This window comes from Pseudomonas sp. ICMP22404 (genome assembly GCF_006227205.1).
Classification (GTDB): domain Bacteria; phylum Pseudomonadota; class Gammaproteobacteria; order Pseudomonadales; family Pseudomonadaceae; genus Aquipseudomonas.
In genome coordinates this window covers 357,960-374,602 of sequence record NZ_VCNG01000002.1, presented here as the reverse complement: position 1 = coordinate 374,602, position 16,643 = coordinate 357,960, and the positions used below count along the sequence as shown (strand labels likewise).

Below are 16,643 nucleotides of genomic sequence, written 5' to 3'. Positions count from 1 at the left end.
CTTTCATAAAATAGATTTTCTTGCGTGTATCACTGACCCTGGCTTGGGTGGCAGAAGCGTCGAGCTATGCCCCGGTTTCATTTCTCAAATCCAACGGGAGAACCACCATGAGCCATGTCAATAAACAGAAACGCATCCTTCTCATCATGTCGTCCCTCGACGAGATGGGCATCAGCGGCAAGCAGAGCGGCACCTGGTTTCACGAGTTGGCTGCGCCTTACTACATCCTGACCGAAGCAGGCCATGAGGTGGTCTTCGCATCTCCGGCTGGCGGCGAGGCCCCCATTGATCTGTTGAGCATGAAGGCGCCCTTCACCACCGAGTACACCGATCGCTTCCTCGCCGATCCGGTCGCCCTGTTTGCCGCCAGAAACACCCGCAAGCTGCGCAACATCGATTACAGCGGTTTCGACGCCGTTTTCTTCCCCGGCGGCTACGGCCTGCTTTGGGACCTGGCGTCCGATTCCCATGCGATCAAGTTGATCCGCGACTTCTACGAATCCAACCGCCCGATTGCCATGGTCTGCCATGCACCGGCCATCCTGCGCGACGTCAAGAAAAGCGACGGCGAGTATCTGGTCAAGGGCCTGAACGTCACTGGTTTCAAAAACGCCGAAGACAGCGAGATCGAACTGCCGCATCACTTGCTGTTCTCGCTGGAAGATGAACTGAAGGTACGCGGCGCCAAGTACAGCAGCGCAGCCAACTGGGAACCGCACGTGGTCGTCGACGGCTTGCTGATGTCTGGCCAAAGCCCGGCGTCGGCCGTCCCCCTTGCCGAAACACTGCGTGAGCGCCTGAAAGGCTAAAGCGACCGAGGGAGCTGTCTTTTTCAAAGAGAGAGCTCCCTCATCGCTCCGTCCCCGACGACTGGAGATATGAGATGAGCAATAACCTGAACGGCATTGATGTCGCTGCCCTGCAGCAGTTTTCGAAAAGCGTGGCCGCATCACCGGCGGCAGGCGAAGTTCGCTTCAGCGTGAAGACAAAATGGCAGCATCAGACGCGCACAGTGGCGACCGTCAATCACTACACCCTGGGTGGCGAAACACACCAGCGCCACTTTGAAATTGCCGCCGACGAACCGCCAGAGTTGCTGGGCACCAATTCCGCTCCCAATCCTCAGGAACTGCTGATGGCCGCTTTGAACGCTTGCCTGTCAGTCGGCTATGTGGCAAACGCCGCCGCCATGGGCATCGAGATCAGGAGCCTGGAGATCGAGACCGATGGCCGCCTTGATCTGCGCGGTTTTCTCGGCCTGGATGAGAACGTCAACCCAGGGTATGACGAAGTTGGCTATGTGGTACGTATCAGTACGGACGCTGAACCCGACAAGGTCGAGGAACTGCACCGGGTGGTCAGCAGGACATCGGTGAACCTGGCGAATTTTTCCAAGGCCATTCGCATGGTACCGACGTTGGAAATCCAGGGCTCGAATACATAAGGAAGACCAAAAGCCGGGATCTGCCTCAAAACACTGAAAAGCGCCTCCGTTCGCAGAGGCGCTTCATCGTTAGCGAATCAGAATTTATAAGTGATGGAAGTGCCGAACCCACTGGCGCTGTTCTTGTATTTGGAGCTGTAGGCGCCCCTGCTGGCTGAAGCGTCGTTGACCTTCACGCTCTCTTCCCACAGATAGGAGTAAGCGAGGTCGACGGTGACATTGTCCACCGGCGTCCACCCGGCGCCCAAGCTGACCACCGTGCGGTCTCCCGTTGGAATCCGTGGCGAACGGTTGGTGTTGTTGGTGGGGGACTGATCCACCGAAAAGCCAGTACGCAGCACCCATTGCTTATTGAGCTGGTACGAAGCGCCAATCGCGTGCGCCCACGTGTCGTGCCAGTTCTCCTCTTCAGTAACACTGCTCAACGTGCCGCTCAGCGCCGCAGGCAATCCGCTGTTCTCGATGGTAATGTCCTTGAAGCGACTCCAACGTGTCCAGGTGCTGCCCAGGTACAGGGTCCAATCGTCATTGAGTTGCTGGGTCACCGAGAAGTCCACGGACTCGGGGGTGTCCACGTCCAGCGAAGCATCGTAGCTTTCACCGCTGAGCCCCAGCAGAGAAAAGACGCCTCCGGTGACTTTGGTCTTGGCATTGTCCAAGTGATAGCTGACCTTGGAATGGTAGGTCATGCCCACCCGGGTGCTGTCCGTGGCTTGCACCAGAATACCGGCGTTGAAACCCAGGGCGGTGTCATCGCCCTTGCTTTTGAGTTTGCCGTCATTGGTGCCGGGGCTGATGGGGGTCAAGACCATTGCCGACAACTCACCGCTGATGCGGTTGATGGTCGGACCGAAACCGATGGAAACCCTGTCATTGAAGGCGTAGCTGACCGTCGGTTGGAAGGTCAGTGTCTTGACCTCGCTTTTGTTCGTGAAATAACGACCGGCGAACCCACTGCCATAATCCGTTATCAGACCGAACGGCGCGTAGAAGCCGACACCGAACGCCCAATGTTCATCGATGGGATTGACGTAGTAACCCATGGGCACCGTGACCACGGGCACCATGTCGCCGTCTTGCTGGCCGCCGAATGTGCTGCGCGTCTGGCTGATGTCTGATTTGGCGAACAGCGTTGCAGCGCCCACACTGACCTGTTCTCGCTTCAAGCGAGACATGCCTGCCGGGTTACCGAAAACGGTGCTCGCGTCATCGGCGGAAGAGGATCGACCGGCAAAACCGGTGCCCATCCCACTGATGCTTTGTTCATTGAGCGCAAAGCCGCTGGCGAACAGTTGCGAAGAGGCCAGTGCTACAGCAAGGCCAAGCGGAGTCTTGAGGATCATTTTTTTCATTATTGGATCTCTAGGGTGATGACAGCTAGGTGTTGCAGGGAAAACAGTGGCCTCGGCTCTTTCGGCTTCAAGCGAAAATCGCCACGGTCTGGCGTGCCCACAGCACCCGCAGACCGCTTTCATCCCAGATCTCCATATCCTGGACGGAATAGCCCTCTTGGGTTTGTTGGCTGAACGAATTGATCAGGAACCATTCGCCGACCACGGCGGGTTGCGGCAGGTCGATGGTCCAGGACACCGAACTGATGGCGGCCGGCTCGGTAAAGCAGGTCATGGCCGCGGGCGGTAAGCTGTCGGCCAGTGCGATCAACGCGACGGCCGGATCGACCCCCTGGGCGTCCAGATGACGCACCCACATCAGCAGCTCAGGATTTTCAGCACCCGACACCGGCAGCGATCCGCCGGCCGGGCGCATCTCGAAGTTGTAAGCGCAGGCGGGCGCAACTCGTCTGTCCAGCTCCAGCGTCCGATGCTCGGAGGGCCCTCCCACGGACGGACATTCCCATGAGTCGTGCCGGATCCGACTGGCACGCGGATGGGCAAACAGCAACGTCGTGCGTAGCGCCAGTTCATCCCCCGACAGGCAGTCAACCGCCACCGAGGTGACCGATCGACCCTCGCGCAAGACGCTGGTATTGAACGTCTGTGCCTGCGTCACCGGGCCGATGAAGGACACTTGGGCGGACTTGAACGGCGGCAGTTGCCCACCATTCACCAAGCGCACCGCCTGCAACGACAGAGCCGCGGAGAGCCCGCCAAATACGGTCCTGCCTTGCAACCAATTGGCGGGGGCCGCGAAAGGCCTGTCAGGGTCGAACTGATTAACCAGCTGGGAAAATGAAGTCACGGTCTTTTCCTCTATGGGAAACAGAACATTCAGAATCGATACTCACGATGAGAACCTACGCAGAACATTCACGTCGTGATCATGGCGCCGGCTCCCAGCGACGGAACAGAACGCTGGCATTGACGCCGCCGAAGCCAAATCCATTCGAGAGCGCATAGGTGATCGAAGCCTTGCGTGCCGTCAGGCCAACCAGGTCGAGCCCACTAGCGGCCTCGTCGGGATTGAGGAGATTCAACGTCGGGGGAATGATCTGGTCCCGCAAAGCCAGCACCGTGAAAAGCGCTTCGATGCCCCCCGCCGCTCCCAGCAAATGCCCCGTGGCCGACTTGGTCGAGCTGATCGCCACGCCTGAGTGGTCGCCGAACACGGACCTGATTGCCGCCAGTTCGCCCTTGTCGCCCACCTGCGTCGAAGTCGCATGGGCGTTGATATGCTGTACCTCGCCAGCACTGACACCCGCCTGGCGCAAGGCTTGTTCCATGGCGCGCCGGGCTCCATTCCCATCTTCCGGCCCTGCGGTCAGGTGATAGGCATCCGCACTGGTGCCGTACCCCACCAGTTCCGCCAGGGGCGTCGCTCCGCGGGCGAGCGCGTGCTCCAGGGATTCGATCACCAACAACCCTGCGCCTTCGGCCATGACAAACCCGTCGCGATCGCGATCGAACGGACGCGATGCTTCCTGTGGCCGCTCAGCAAACCCGGTGGACAGCGCGCGGGCGGCAGCAAAGCAGCCCAGCGTCACCCGGTCGATCGCCGCTTCGGTGCCGCCGCAAATGGCGATATCGGCTTCCCCGCTTCTGATCAGTCGCGCTGCATCGCCAATGGCTTGTACGCCAGCGGCACAAGCCGTCACCGGCGCGCCGAGCGGGCCCTTGAAGCCGTTCTGGATAGAGACATGACCCGCGGCCATGTTGGCGAGGAATGACGGTGCGGTGAACGGCGATAATCTACGCGGCCCACGAGCATCCGTGGTCCGTACGGCTTCAGCAATCGCGCCGAAACCACCAACACCGGAAGCGATAATGGTCGCGGTCCGCTGTTGTTGCGCTTCATCCGTGGGATGCCAGCCTGCCTGCGCCAATGCTTCATGGGCGGCCATGAGCGCGAACTCGATGAAGCGGTCCATCTTCTTGCGCTCCTTGGGCGCAATGATGCGGTCGGGCGCATAACCGGCAACGGGATCCTCTTCCAGTGTCGGCACTTGCCCCGCCACTGCGACGCCGGTGCCCTCACCGATTTCGTCCGGCAGGCTGCGAATACCCGAACGGCCGTCCAGCAACCTGCGCCAGACCTCTTCCGTGCCGCATCCCAGGGGGCCGACAATACCGCCGCCTGTGACTACGATTCGCTTTTGATCATTGGAATTCATCATGAAACCCTCTTGATTCTGAGTCGACGTTCAGTTGGCTGCCAATGCTTCGGTTCTAGTTGTGTTGTCAGGACGGATCTTGAACCAGATGGCATACATCGCCGGCAGGAATACCAGCGTCATCACGGTTCCACCGAATGTCCCACCGATCAGTGTGTAAGCCAGGGTTCCCCAGAACACGGAATGAGTCAGCGGGATAAAGGCCAGGATGGCGGCCATCGCCGTGAGCAGTACCGGTCTGGCGCGTTGCACCGTCGCCTCTACAACCGCATGGAATGGATCGAGCCCTTCTTTCTGGTTGTGATCGATTTGCCCGATCAGGATCAGCGTGTTGCGCATCAGGATGCCCGACAGCGCGATCAGGCCTACCAGGGCGTTGATGCCAAACGGCTGATTGAAGATGAGCAGGGTCGGCACCACACCAATCAATCCCAGCGGCGCAGTGAGGAACACCATCACCATCGCGGACATTGAGCGGACCTGCAAAATGATGATCAGCAGCGTCAGGGCAATCATGATCGGGAACAGCGGCAACATCGCCTTTGAGGCTTTCCCCGACTCTTCGATCGAACCGGCTTGTTCGATGCGGTATCCGGCCGGCAGTGTGCTGATGATCGGCTGCAGCTCGTCCAGGATCTTCGTGGAAACGTCCGGCGGCTGCAGATCCTCGGCAATGTCCCCGCGTACCGTGATGGTGGGCGTACGGTCACGACGGCGCAGGACCGGATCTTCCATGCGCACCTCGACACTGCCGATCTGCGACAACGGAACCCGCTGGCCGGCCGAGCCCACTAAGGTGAAGCCCTGGATTTTTGCCGGATCGAGGCGGATATCGCCCGCTGCACGCCCCACCACTTGCACGGAACGAATGTCTTCGCGCACAAACGTGATCGGGATACCCGACAGCAGGAACTGCAATTGCTGGCCGACCGTACTGGACGTCAGCCCAACCGCCTGCAACCGGTTCTGGTCCAATGAGAAATGCAGTGTCGGTATGCGCGTCCCCCAGTCGGTGTTGACGGTCCTCATCATGGGACTCGCCCGCATGACAGCCTCGACCCGGCCGGCAATCTCACGCAGCCTGGCGAGATCCGGTCCCATCACCCGGTAAGCGACAGGAAAGGGGGAATACGGACCGAACACCAGTTGGGTAACCCGCACACGGGCTTCAGGCGCGAGCCCGTCAGCCACCGCTTGGCGGAGACGGTGCTTGAGGGTTTCCCGCTCCTCCTGGCTACCTGTCAGCACCACCATCTTGGCGAATGAGGGATCGGGTAGCTCCGGCGCCATCGCCAGGTAGAAACGCGGCGAACCTTGTCCGATATAGGACGTGACGATTTTCGCTTCGTCCTGCTTTTGCAGCCAGGCTTCAATGCTGGCCGTCGCCGCGCTGGTCTGCTCGATGGAAGTGCCGTAAGGCATCTGCACTTCAATCAGGACTTCGGGGCGATCAGAGGCGGGGAAAAACTGCTTCTTGACCAGGCCCATGCCAAGGATGGCTACGACAAAACAGCCAATCACCGCCCCGGCCACCAGCCATTTTCGAGCGATGACCCGTGTCAGCAACCGGCGAAAACGATTGTAGCGAGGTGTGTCATAGATGGCCGCGTGGCCACCCTCGACTTTTTTGACGTGCGGCAACAACTTCACACCCAGGTAAGGCGTGAAGGCCACAGCGACCACCCAAGACGCGATCAGGGCAATGCCCACGATCCAGAACATGTTGCTGGTGTACTCGCCCGCGGACGAGTGCGCGAAGCCGTTGGGCATGAAGCCGACAGCCGTCACCAGCGTACCCGCGAGCATGGGGGCGGCGGTATGGCTCCAGGCATAGGCCGAGGCCTTGATCCGGTCGTAGCCCTCCTCCATTTTGACCATCATCATTTCGATGGCGATGATGGCGTCGTCCACCAGCAGGCCCAACGCCAGGATCAGTGACCCCAGGGTAATGCGGTCGAAATTCTTGCCGGTAGCGGCCATCACCATGAACACCACAGCGAGGGTCAACGGCACGGCCGCTGCCACCACCACGCCCACATGCCAGCCCATGCTGAGGAAACAGACCAACATCACCACCAGCAACGCGACGAAGAACTTGATCATGAATTCGTCGACGGCCGAACTGATATTCACCGACTGATCGGTGACCTTGGTGAACGTCATGCCCAGCGGCATGCCTTCGTTGATACTGACCGTCTCGGCATCCAGGGCCTTGCCCAGGTCCAGGCCGTTCCAGCCTTCGCGCATCACGATACCCAGCAACAGGGCGGGCTCGCCTTTGTTGCGGACCAGAAAGGTTGCAGGGTCTTCGTAGCCACGCTCCACCGTCGCAACATCCGAGAGCTTCAGTGCCCGCCCCTGCACCACAATCGGCGTATCACGAACTTTCTCGAGTTTGTCGAACGCGCCATCCAGGCGCACGAATACCTGCGGTCCCTTGGTGTCGATCGAGCCGGCGGGCGTCAGCACGTTCTGATTGTTCAGCGCAGCAAAAATGTCCTGGGGGGAAAGCCCAAGCGTTGCCAATCGATCATGGGAAAACGACACGAAGATACGCTCGGACTGCTCGCCGATGATGTTGACCTTTTTCACCCCCGGCACATGCAGAAGGCGCTGGCGCAGCGACTCGGCATCGCGGGCCAGCAAGCGCTGCGGCTCGCCCTTGGCCTTCAACGCAAAAAGCGCAAAGGTCACGTCCGAAAACTCATCGTTGACCATCGGCCCGATGACACCGGCCGGCAGGGTTTTCGCCTCATCGGCAATTTTCTTGCGGGCCTGATAAAACTCTTCCTGCACTTCCGCTGGCGGCGTGGTGTCCAGCAGCGACACCATGGTGAAGGCCAGCCCCGGGCGCGTGTACGTTTCCGTGCGGTCGTACCACTTCAATTCCTGCAAGCGCTTTTCCAGCGGCTCGGCCACCTGGTCCTGCATTTCCTGCGCAGTAGCACCCGGCCAGGCAGAGATGATCGTCATCTGCTTGACGGTGAAGGGAGGGTCTTCCGCACGCCCCAGGCCGAAGAACGCCAGGACCCCGGCAAGCGTGATCAGAACGATCAGGAAAAGGGTGATCGATCGCTCACGAACGGCAAGGGCCGAGAGATTGAAACGCCCCTCGCTCATGGCTGGTTCCCCTTGGCGACCACCTGTTCCTGTTGCGCCACCCGAACCTCAGCACCCTCGTGCAGCAAATGCGCGCCCAAGGCCACGATCTGTTCGCCCTGCTTGAGGTTACCAACGACCGTGGCCGTGTCATCGCCCAGACCGAGGACCTGGACCGGACGCCACGAGACTTTTGCCGGTTCGCCGGAAAGCGCCCATACACCGGGGCCATCACCCGCGTCAAAAACAGCCGCGACAGGCACTCGCAGTGCTTGCCCTGGCGACTTGTCCTGGGCGATATCAAGCGTGACGGTCGAACCGAGTGGCGCATTAGCCAGCGCACCTTCCAGCACGTACCTGGCCTCGAAGGTGCGCGTTACCGGGTCGGCGGCATCGGAAAGCAGCCGCAGCTTCGCAACAGTGGCTACCTTGCCGTTACCGTACAACGTCGCCTGGGCCACCGAGCCCACGGCCGGGCGCAGCGTTTCGGGCAGATCGACGCTGGCTTCGCGTTGTCCGGCGCGTGCCAGCTTGACGACTGGCTGTCCCGCGCTGACGACTTGGCCGGGTTCGGCCAGGGTATCCATCACAACGCCATCGGCGTCGGCCAGCAAGGTCGCATAGCCCATGGCATTGCTTGCCACATCGGCCTGCGCCTGCGCCGCGCTCAACTGCGCCTTTGCCGTGTCCGCCGCGGCCTTTGCCTGGTCGTATGCAGAGGCCGAGATCGCCCCTGCCGCCACCAGCTCGCGATTACGGGCCTCGTCATCCGCCGTCTGCTTGGCTTGCGCCCGGGCGGCGGCCACTGCCTGCTGCTGCGCACGCGCCTGCAGGCCAAGGTCGACCGGGTCCAGGCGCATCAGTGGTTGGCCACGCTTGACCGTCTGGCCGGCATCCACCAGACGCTCCTGCACTTTCCCCGACACCCGAAAGCCAAGATCGCTCTGGACGCGAGCGACCACAACGCCAGTGAACGAACGCGCGATGTCGACCGATTTCTCGACGCCCGCGACCCTCACCAGAGGGGGCTGGGTGCGTGCGTCGACGGCGGTCGATGAATTACCGCACGCCGCCAGGACGAGAGGCATTAAGCAGACGGCAACAGGTTTTAGCCGAAGCATGGTTCGCTACTCAATAAATAGAACAGGAATGCATCTTCAGTCTAGTGACTAATAATGTCAACAGTCACAAAATATCAGAACGATTGCGCTGAAAGGCTGCGTAACATCAGCGTCGATAGAAGCGCTGCCGCCGACGAGGCCGTATCAAGGTTGTATTGCAGTTGCACGGGATTGGCGTAGGGCTTCATGACCAGGTAGATCGCCAGGACGGCTTCATCCAATGGGGTTTTCCCCTCGAACTCCCCGGACTCACGCCCCTCCAGGACGATTTGCCGGATCAGTTGGCGCAAGCGCTCGTCATGCGCCTGCGCAGGAAGCCACTGCTCGCGAGCGGCAACAGCGGCAATGTCGTAGAGCTTGCGGTCATGAAAGAACAAGTCGCTGCCCGCCTCTGCCAGCGCCCGAAACAGACGCTTCAACTTCTCGGAAGCCGTCGGTGCATCCTCGATCGCTGCATCCACAATCGCCATGATCATGACCAGACGATTGGTACAGATCACCTCTCCGATCGCCTGCTTGGAATCGAAAAATTTATAGATATAGGCCTTGGAGAAGCCAATGGCCTTGGCGATGTCAGACACGGTGGTCTTCTCATATCCATAGTGGCCAAAGCGCAACGTGGCAGCCTCCACGACTTGATCGCGGACACTATGGTCTGACGGCCCACGTATCTGGGGTGCATGCATGTGTTTAGTCATTTTTCCAGCTTAGCCCCATGCACCTCCATTGACAACGAGTGACCAATTGGTAATATCGTCACGAACAGTATCTGGCTAAACCTGGAGTCGTCATGCCTTCCCTCCGTACGCTTGCTCTGCTTGTGAATACCGGCTTAATGGCGGGCTGCGCGGTTGGCCCGGACTATCAGCGTCCGGACGCTCCGCTGTCGGATAGCTACCAGGCTCAATCCGCCGTTCAACAAAGGACGGCAGCCCGCACGGCAAACTTTGCCAACTGGTGGGAAGGCTTCGGTGATCCATTGCTCAGTGACTTCATCGCCAAGGCGCTTGCGCAGAACCTCGATCTGGCCCAGGCCTCCGCACGGGTCGCCCAGGCTCGCGCGGGGCTTGGCGCGGCAACCGCTGCCCTGTTGCCGTCGGGCAACATCAGCGGACAAGCCGCACGCGCCTATCAGTCCGTCGAAACGCCATTGGGCCAGGTGCTCAACTCGACGCCTGGCTATGATCGCTATGGCAATTTGTATGAACTGAACCTCGGCGCAAGCTGGGAGCTGGATGCGTTCGGCGGCTTACGTCGAGGCCGCGAGGCGGAGCTGGCCGAATACCAGGCGTCCGAAGCCGGCTTCAGCGCGACGCGCCTGGCCGTCGCCGCGCAGACCGCGGACATCTATATCACCCTACGTGGCCTGCAGGCCCGGCTGGCCATTGCCAATCGACAGGTCAAGACGCAACAAGACCTGCTGGAGAAAGTACAACTGCTCCACGGCAAAGGGCTTGCCGCCGAATTTCAGGTTCGCCAGACCGAGGGTGCGCTTGCGCAGGTTCAAGCCACAGTGCCGGCCCTCAACACCGGCCTGGATGCTGCAATGAACGCACTGGATGTCATCCTCGGCACCCCACCCGGCACTCACCGGGCTCAATTGACCACGACGGGGACGATTCCTCAGGCACCGCAGATTACCTCAGCCGGCACGCCCGCCGATCTGCTGCGCCGCCGGCCAGACCTCATCGTGGCCGAGCGTAAACTGGCGGCGTCCAATGCCCGCATCGGCGTGGCGATCAGCGAGTACTACCCGAAGTTTTCGCTCAGCGCCTTGATCGGCAGCGCAACAGCCGTCTCCAGCGGTCATCTGTTTTCCAGCGGGGCCAGCCAGGCCTCGGGGGTCCTGGGGTTGCGCTGGAGACTTTTCGATTTCGGCCGAATCAACGCGCAGATCGATCAGGCGAAAGGAGAGGAAGCCGAAGCGCTTGCCGCCTATCGCCAGTCAGTGCTGCGTGCCACCGAAGACGTCGAGAACGCCTTCTCCGCGCTGGTCAACCGCGAGGCACAGGCATCCACGCTGACCGGGGGTGAAAGCGCTTTGACCCATGCTCGACAGTCGTCCTTCATCGCTTACCAGAAAGGCTCGGCCAGCCTGATCGACGTCCTGCACGCCGATGAAACACTGCTGCAGGCATCCGACGCCAGAGCGCAGGCCCAAACCGAGTCGGCACGCGCAGCGGTCGCGGCATTCCGGGCGCTCGGCGGTGGCTGGCAGCCGATTGAAAGCCAACCCGTGGCTACGCGCTGATCGCACGTCCCTGCTCCAGTAGATGAGACCGTCATCGATAAGCACGGTCTCACCAAGCACGCCTTCCCTGAGGTCGTCACAGCTCGAAGGCATGCCTCAGCTCAGGCCAAAGGTTTTTCTCAGACTGGAGTCGACCGGACTTGCCGGCATGAAACGGCGCAGCTTGCGCAAGAGAGAGGCCTCGCCTTTGGGCGTGCGACGCATTTTCCACACGCCCAAAGCCGCCTCGACAATCGTCGCCGCCACGCCGTCGGGGCTCGGTGCGCCCTGGACACTTTTAACAATCGCACGGGTCACCGCATCGCGGTCTTTGGCATAGGCCGGAATGCTGCCAGCCGTTTGCGGCGCATTGAGATCCAGGTTGGTCTTGGTGAATGACGGCTCGACCAGCACCACGCGGACACCGAATTTGCGCACTTCATGATCCAGAGACTCGGACATTCCCTCGACAGCGTGCTTGGAGGCCGAGTAAAGGCCCATGTACGGCGCAGGAAGAAAACCCAATACCGAGCTGACGTTGACGATTCTTCCCGAACGCTGTTCACGCATATGCGGCAGTACCGCGTGTGTCGTACGCAGGACACCCCACACGTTGGTATCGAATAGCGATTGGGCTTCGGCAATCGACGTTTCTTCTACCGAGCCTACCAACGATCCGCCCGCGTTATTGATCAGCACATCAACGCGTTTGGCCTGAGCGATCACGGTTTCGATGGCGCGTTGAACGGAAGCGTCGTCGCGAACATCCATCTCGACAAGTTCGACACCCGGCAGTGGGTCCGATTGGGTAACACTGCGTACGGTGCCAAACACCTGGCAACCTTGCCTGACAAACAATTGGGCAGTGGCACGGCCAATGCCCGATGAAACACCGGTGACAAGGACAACTTTAGCGTTCGACATAGCAGTTCCTCTGGTAAGGGGTCATCGAGATACTCACTCTCTACCGAGTAACCATTTTAGTCAATGGTCACAATCCGGGTGTGGCGATTCCTCGCAGGGAAATACGGCTTCCTGCTTTTATGAATTGAGGGAAACGCAGCTGACCGCTGTACCTGTACCGTCGGGACTCAAGGCATGAGGCTACGCAGCACCAGATTGGCGATGCTGGTGGATGCCTCTTCAACGCCATCGAGGCTGTATTGCAACAGCAATGGATTGATGTACGGACGCAACGCCAGATAGATGGCATTGACCGTTTCATCCAGGGGCGTCTTGCGTTCGAACTCACCCAGCTCACGCCCATCAGAGACGATCTGCCGCACGAATGCCCGAATGCTGGCCTCGTAGAACTGGGCGCTAGGCCAACTCTCTGACGCCGCGGATGCCGCAATATCGTAGAGCTTGCGGTCGTTGAAGAACAGGCTGACACCGGTGACGACCGCGGTTTTGACCAAGCGGCGAAAGCGCTCGGTGGCACTGAGGGACTCCACGCTGACCGCCTCGTCCACGGCCGTGACAATCGTCTCCAGGCAATTGCTGCAAATGGCTTCGCCGATGGCCTGTTTCGAATCGAAGAACTTGTAGATGTAGGCCTTGGAAAAACCAATGGCCTTGGCCAGGTCCGATACCGTGGTTTTGCCATAGCCATAGCGGCTGAAATGCTCATTTGCCGCTGCGACAATCTGGGCTCGGATTTCATGGTCGACAGGACCACGGACGTTGCGCGAAGGGAAGGATGATGGATTCATGGCGCCAGCTTACCTGTCACCCCATGGGGTGACAAGCAATGACCAAAATACAATTTAGTCACAAATTTACGTCTTCCAGGTTCAAGTTTTCATCAACGATGCTAGAAAACATTCTCATGACTTGCCCCAGGCCATGGCCTGATTCGTTATCGACGCTCATAAACGACACCTTGAACCAACACATGATCAGCTCGTGGCTCCTTGTCGAAGCTCTCTCGTGCTTCGGCAATGGCGGACAAGTTGTCGTTTGCCCAATTGACCAGGCCCAAAACCGGCTCCAATAGCGATCTGCCCAATACGGTCAGTTCGTAATCGACACGCGGTGGAATGGATGGATACATCGTCCGCGTAATCAGACCATCGCGCTCCAACCCACGCAACGTCAGCGTCAGCATGCGCTGGGAGATACCCGTGACATCGCGCTTCAGTTGGTTGAAGCGTTTTGCTCCGTTAGCCAGCATGGCAATGATGTACAGACTCCACTTGTCCCCTATGCGATCCAGGAGCTGGCGGGTCGCTACACATCCGCCTTCTTCAGGCATGTGGGAGATCAAATCAATGTGCCTAGGTGACATAAATGTGCCTTCTTGTGGAGCCGTCGGTGGAACGATAGATTCCTGGGTACGGATCAGGAAGTAAGGAAATAATTCTTTCTAGGTTCTTATTTTATACCTTGGAACCTGCCAATGAGCCAGGCGTTACTTATCGCGTTCTGACCGATGTCGAGCGACTTCGGATCGAAGGCGCGGCTTTTGGTTCAGACACGGCCTAGTCCGTCATCACCGCAGCCGCGACGGCTGTAAAAACCCCGCTTAACAAAGAGATCCAGTTATGACTACTCGGAAAAAAACTATCGCCCTGTTTGGTGCTGGTAGCGGCCTCGGTGCATCCCTCGCAAAACGTTTCGCACGTGAGGGTTACCAGATTGCAATGGTTGCTCGACGCGCAGAAAAACTTCAGGAGCATGTCGCGGAACTGGTCAATGAGGGCCTGGAGGCTGCAGCATTTCCTGCAGACTTGAACGATCTCTCGGGTATTCCCGCACTCGTTCAGTCAATAGAAGACCGATTCGGCGGCATCGATGTAGCGGTGTATGCGCCAGTCGCCCCCAATATCGCGTTTGTGCCCGCTGCGAATCTTGACGCACAGACACTCCGGCCTTTCATGGACCTGTACACCTACGCGCCGATCCAAGTCGCGAACGCGGTTCTCCAAGGCCAACTTTCCAGAGGCGATGGCGCCATCGTCGTGGTCGGAGGGCTGACGGCTGTGCAGCCCATCGCAGGAATGTGCGGATTCGGACCCGCCATGGCCGCGGCACGCAACTACGTTCATACGCTTAATGCTGAGTTGGGCACAGCAGGAATCTACGCGGGCACCGTCATTATCGGAGCGTTGATTCAGCGCTCCGCCAGCTTCGCTTCATTGACAGCGGCAGGCGACCCCATTGTGACCGGATTCCCGGTGATCGACCCTGACGACATCGCAGAGGAGATCTGGACGATGGTTACCAAACGCGACCGTGTCGAGTCGCTCCTTCCAGCCATGTCCACCCTCTGACAGCGTCATAGGCAGGCAGGGGTAGACCTTGAGTGTCCCTCTGCCAAATGCGACTGACAGGTAGGCACTCATTCCCTTCCGGATTTTCGGGTACCCTACCCGCCAGTCGAATAGTTGATGCAAGGACGCCAATCGTGCGCTTGAACCGCTGGCGCTACACCCTGTTAGCGTGCCTGCTACCTCAGTGGAGCATGGCCAACACGCTACACATCGATCCTCGTGGCGAGCGCCTTTACCAGGAGGCGATTGCCCACCTGGCACAAGCGGATCGCAAGCTTGAAGCGGTCACTGCCGATACCCCTGCGACAAGCGCAGAGGAGAGAGAACGCTCCCTGACCCTGGCGCAAGAAGGCGGCGCACTGCTCAAGCCCGCCTTTACGCTGCTTGAACAAGCCGCGGCCCTTGATCATCCCGTAGCCCAGTATCGACTGGGACTTATCTACGTGATGCTGTCTCCAAGCGACGTGATCAAAGACAAAGCCTGCCCCTTGTTTGAACGGAGCCTCGCCCAAGGCTTCGCTCCGCCTGCACTTGAAATTGCATATTGGTGTTTGGCGTTCACCGATACGCCTCAGTACGAAACAGCCTTGCAGGCGCTGGAAACCAGCATGCCCCTCTACGAACACTATTTCCCGCAGCCAGTTGTCAGGCTTGAGTGCAGGCAAGAAGAACCGGTGGGCTTCGCCATGCAGTGGGGCGGCAGTCGAGACTACCAGGCCGAAATCTACCGACTGTTGGGCGACAACAATCGTGCACAGCGATTGACGTACTACCAGAAGGCGCTCGATATCAATGATTGCTACAAAGTCAAAAGACGCATGGCATACCTTAAGTAGTCCATTGCGGCACGATGCTGATCGACGCATCCCGACGATGCACTATCATGAACCGGCATTCATGACGCGCCCGTTCTGACGACTCGCCGGGAAACCCTATCCATGAGAGATCTGCCGCCCACCGCTACATTGCGTGCCTTTGAAGTCGCCACCCGACACGCGACCTTTACCTCTGCCGCACACGAATTGCATGTCACTCAAAGTGCGGTCAGTCACCAGCTCAAGCACCTCGAAGCGCTTTGGGGATTGCAGCTGTTCGAGCGCGGCAAGTCATTAAGCCTTACCCCAGCGGGGGCTACACTGGCGCCCATCGTGAGGGAGTTCTTCATGAGCCTGGAGGCGACCCTGGCCGACCTGCGCGAGCAGAAAGGCAGGGTCCGGCTCGAGGTCAGCACCACGTATTCCTTTGCGCTGAAATGGCTACTGCCACGCTTGCCAAGTCTCTCTCGCCAGCATCCCGAGCTGTTGGTCTCGCTGGACACCACGGACAAGATCATCCACTTCTCCGACGCCCAGGCCGATGTCGCGATCCGGCTCGGCAAAGGCATCTACCCGGGCTTGTATTCAGAGTTCCTGTTCGGCGAACAGGTGTTTCCAGTGGCAAGCCCCGATCTGCTGCAGCGATACGGAACACCGCGCAACCCTGCCGAGCTGTTGCACTACCCGCTGCTGACCCGGGATGGCGCCGACCTGGTGCCAAAATGGGAGGCCTGGTTTCAAAAGGTCGGGCTGGAGTTTTTGCCGCTCAAGGAAAGCGTCAGGTTTGGCGATAGCAACATGACGGTCGAGGCCGCTTTACTCGGCCAGGGCGTCGCCCTGGTGCGCAGCGGGCATGTTGAAACCGAGATCAGCGATGGTCGCCTGGTGCGGCTGTTCGATGTGCCGTTCCCCTCCCCCCTTGCCTACTATTTTGTCTGTCCGAAAGGCACCGAATCGCAGCCACACATAGTCAACTTCCGCCAATGGCTGAACGGCGAGGCGCTGAAAGTCCAACGCGCCTATGCATGATGCATGAGCGTTTGCTCATGAAACGATGAGGAGACTTCGCTGTAGTTCGAGCCATCGGGCTGCAT

15 protein-coding genes are annotated in these 16,643 nt (G+C 59.5%); 6 read left to right on the top strand and 9 right to left on the bottom strand.

Annotated elements, in window-relative coordinates; all coding sequences use genetic code 11:
• Positions 1 to 107: 107 nt before the first annotated feature.
• Positions 108 to 809 carry a type 1 glutamine amidotransferase domain-containing protein gene (locus FGE05_RS05465; RefSeq protein WP_139642209.1) on the top strand — a complete coding sequence of 234 codons (702 nt, stop codon included), beginning with the start codon at positions 108 to 110 and terminating at the stop codon, positions 807 to 809.
• Positions 810 to 883: 74 nt separating this feature from the next.
• Entirely contained in the window at positions 884 to 1,444 is a 561-nt protein-coding gene (locus FGE05_RS05460) for an OsmC family protein (RefSeq protein ID WP_139642207.1), read from the top strand.
• A 77-nt stretch (positions 1,445 to 1,521) separates the two neighbouring features.
• Here FGE05_RS05460 and FGE05_RS05455 read toward each other — a convergent pair whose 3' ends face one another.
• From FGE05_RS05455 to FGE05_RS05430, 6 genes are all read right to left on the bottom strand, one after another.
• Positions 1,522 to 2,796, bottom strand: coding sequence for an OmpP1/FadL family transporter (locus tag FGE05_RS05455; RefSeq protein WP_139642205.1), 1,275 nt, complete (start codon positions 2,794 to 2,796; stop codon positions 1,522 to 1,524).
• Positions 2,797 to 2,863: 67 nt separating this feature from the next.
• Entirely contained in the window at positions 2,864 to 3,643 is a 780-nt protein-coding gene (locus FGE05_RS05450; RefSeq protein ID WP_139642203.1) for a thioesterase family protein, read from the bottom strand.
• A gap of 79 nt (positions 3,644 to 3,722) precedes the next feature.
• Positions 3,723 to 5,015 (bottom strand): beta-ketoacyl-ACP synthase II, encoded by a 1,293-nt coding sequence (gene fabF, locus FGE05_RS05445; protein WP_217510090.1) that lies wholly within the window; start codon positions 5,013 to 5,015, stop codon positions 3,723 to 3,725.
• Positions 5,016 to 5,042: 27 nt separating this feature from the next.
• Complete coding sequence (locus FGE05_RS05440; protein ID WP_139642201.1) at positions 5,043 to 8,132, bottom strand: efflux RND transporter permease subunit; 3,090 nt, start codon at positions 8,130 to 8,132, stop codon at positions 5,043 to 5,045.
• Complete coding sequence (locus FGE05_RS05435; RefSeq protein WP_139642199.1) at positions 8,129 to 9,232, bottom strand: efflux RND transporter periplasmic adaptor subunit; 1,104 nt, start codon at positions 9,230 to 9,232, stop codon at positions 8,129 to 8,131. Before FGE05_RS05435 ends, FGE05_RS05440 begins: the two co-directional genes overlap by 4 nt.
• A gap of 74 nt (positions 9,233 to 9,306) precedes the next feature.
• Entirely contained in the window at positions 9,307 to 9,930 is a 624-nt protein-coding gene (locus tag FGE05_RS05430) for a TetR/AcrR family transcriptional regulator (protein ID WP_139642197.1), read from the bottom strand.
• Positions 9,931 to 10,022: 92 nt separating this feature from the next.
• Between FGE05_RS05430 and FGE05_RS05425 the strand changes: the two genes are divergently transcribed.
• Positions 10,023 to 11,483, top strand: a complete 1,461-nt coding sequence (locus FGE05_RS05425) for an efflux transporter outer membrane subunit (protein WP_139642195.1) — start codon at positions 10,023 to 10,025, stop codon at positions 11,481 to 11,483.
• 96 nt (positions 11,484 to 11,579) lie between these two features.
• Here the strand turns inward: FGE05_RS05425 and FGE05_RS05420 are convergent, their stop codons facing one another.
• The 3 genes from FGE05_RS05420 to FGE05_RS05410 form a co-directional block, all read right to left on the bottom strand.
• Positions 11,580 to 12,386 carry an oxidoreductase gene (locus FGE05_RS05420; protein WP_139642193.1) on the bottom strand — a complete coding sequence of 269 codons (807 nt, stop codon included), beginning with the start codon at positions 12,384 to 12,386 and terminating at the stop codon, positions 11,580 to 11,582.
• Between the two features lie 167 nt (positions 12,387 to 12,553).
• Positions 12,554 to 13,174 (bottom strand): TetR/AcrR family transcriptional regulator, encoded by a 621-nt coding sequence (locus FGE05_RS05415; protein ID WP_139642191.1) that lies wholly within the window; start codon positions 13,172 to 13,174, stop codon positions 12,554 to 12,556.
• Positions 13,175 to 13,320: 146 nt separating this feature from the next.
• On the bottom strand, positions 13,321 to 13,716 hold the full coding sequence (locus FGE05_RS05410; RefSeq protein WP_241801903.1) for a helix-turn-helix domain-containing protein: 396 nt from the start codon (positions 13,714 to 13,716) through the stop codon (positions 13,321 to 13,323).
• Between the two features lie 289 nt (positions 13,717 to 14,005).
• On the opposite strand from FGE05_RS05410, the gene FGE05_RS05405 reads away from it, so the two are divergent.
• The 3 genes from FGE05_RS05405 (at position 14,006) to gcvA (ending at position 16,578) form a co-directional block, all read left to right on the top strand.
• Positions 14,006 to 14,734 carry an SDR family oxidoreductase gene (locus FGE05_RS05405; RefSeq protein ID WP_139642188.1) on the top strand — a complete coding sequence of 243 codons (729 nt, stop codon included), beginning with the start codon at positions 14,006 to 14,008 and terminating at the stop codon, positions 14,732 to 14,734.
• A gap of 134 nt (positions 14,735 to 14,868) precedes the next feature.
• Positions 14,869 to 15,570 carry a hypothetical protein gene (locus FGE05_RS05400; RefSeq protein WP_139642186.1) on the top strand — a complete coding sequence of 234 codons (702 nt, stop codon included), beginning with the start codon at positions 14,869 to 14,871 and terminating at the stop codon, positions 15,568 to 15,570.
• Between the two features lie 102 nt (positions 15,571 to 15,672).
• Positions 15,673 to 16,578: a transcriptional regulator GcvA gene (gene gcvA / locus FGE05_RS05395; RefSeq protein ID WP_139642184.1), complete on the top strand. Its 906-nt coding sequence runs from the start codon at positions 15,673 to 15,675 to the stop codon at positions 16,576 to 16,578.
• The last annotated feature ends 65 nt before the right edge of the window (positions 16,579 to 16,643 follow it).

Excerpts from the sequence above, each read along its gene's own strand:
- FGE05_RS05415 (WP_139642191.1), bottom strand. The coding sequence starts at position 13,174 with ATGAATCCATCATCCTTCCCTTCGCGCAACGTCCGTGGTCCTGTCGAC.
- FGE05_RS05405 (WP_139642188.1), top strand. The coding sequence starts at position 14,006 with ATGACTACTCGGAAAAAAACTATCGCCCTGTTTGGTGCTGGTAGCGGC.
- FGE05_RS05410 (WP_241801903.1), bottom strand. The coding sequence starts at position 13,716 with ATGCCTGAAGAAGGCGGATGTGTAGCGACCCGCCAGCTCCTGGATCGC.
- FGE05_RS05460 (WP_139642207.1), top strand. The coding sequence starts at position 884 with ATGAGCAATAACCTGAACGGCATTGATGTCGCTGCCCTGCAGCAGTTT.
- FGE05_RS05455 (WP_139642205.1), bottom strand. The coding sequence starts at position 2,796 with ATGAAAAAAATGATCCTCAAGACTCCGCTTGGCCTTGCTGTAGCACTG.
- FGE05_RS05465 (WP_139642209.1), top strand. The coding sequence starts at position 108 with ATGAGCCATGTCAATAAACAGAAACGCATCCTTCTCATCATGTCGTCC.
- FGE05_RS05430 (WP_139642197.1), bottom strand. The coding sequence starts at position 9,930 with ATGACTAAACACATGCATGCACCCCAGATACGTGGGCCGTCAGACCAT.
- FGE05_RS05435 (WP_139642199.1), bottom strand. The coding sequence starts at position 9,232 with ATGCTTCGGCTAAAACCTGTTGCCGTCTGCTTAATGCCTCTCGTCCTG.
- gcvA (WP_139642184.1), top strand. The coding sequence starts at position 15,673 with ATGAGAGATCTGCCGCCCACCGCTACATTGCGTGCCTTTGAAGTCGCC.
- FGE05_RS05420 (WP_139642193.1), bottom strand. The coding sequence starts at position 12,386 with ATGTCGAACGCTAAAGTTGTCCTTGTCACCGGTGTTTCATCGGGCATT.
- FGE05_RS05425 (WP_139642195.1), top strand. The coding sequence starts at position 10,023 with ATGCCTTCCCTCCGTACGCTTGCTCTGCTTGTGAATACCGGCTTAATG.
- fabF (WP_217510090.1), bottom strand. The coding sequence starts at position 5,015 with ATGATGAATTCCAATGATCAAAAGCGAATCGTAGTCACAGGCGGCGGT.
- FGE05_RS05440 (WP_139642201.1), bottom strand. The coding sequence starts at position 8,132 with ATGAGCGAGGGGCGTTTCAATCTCTCGGCCCTTGCCGTTCGTGAGCGA.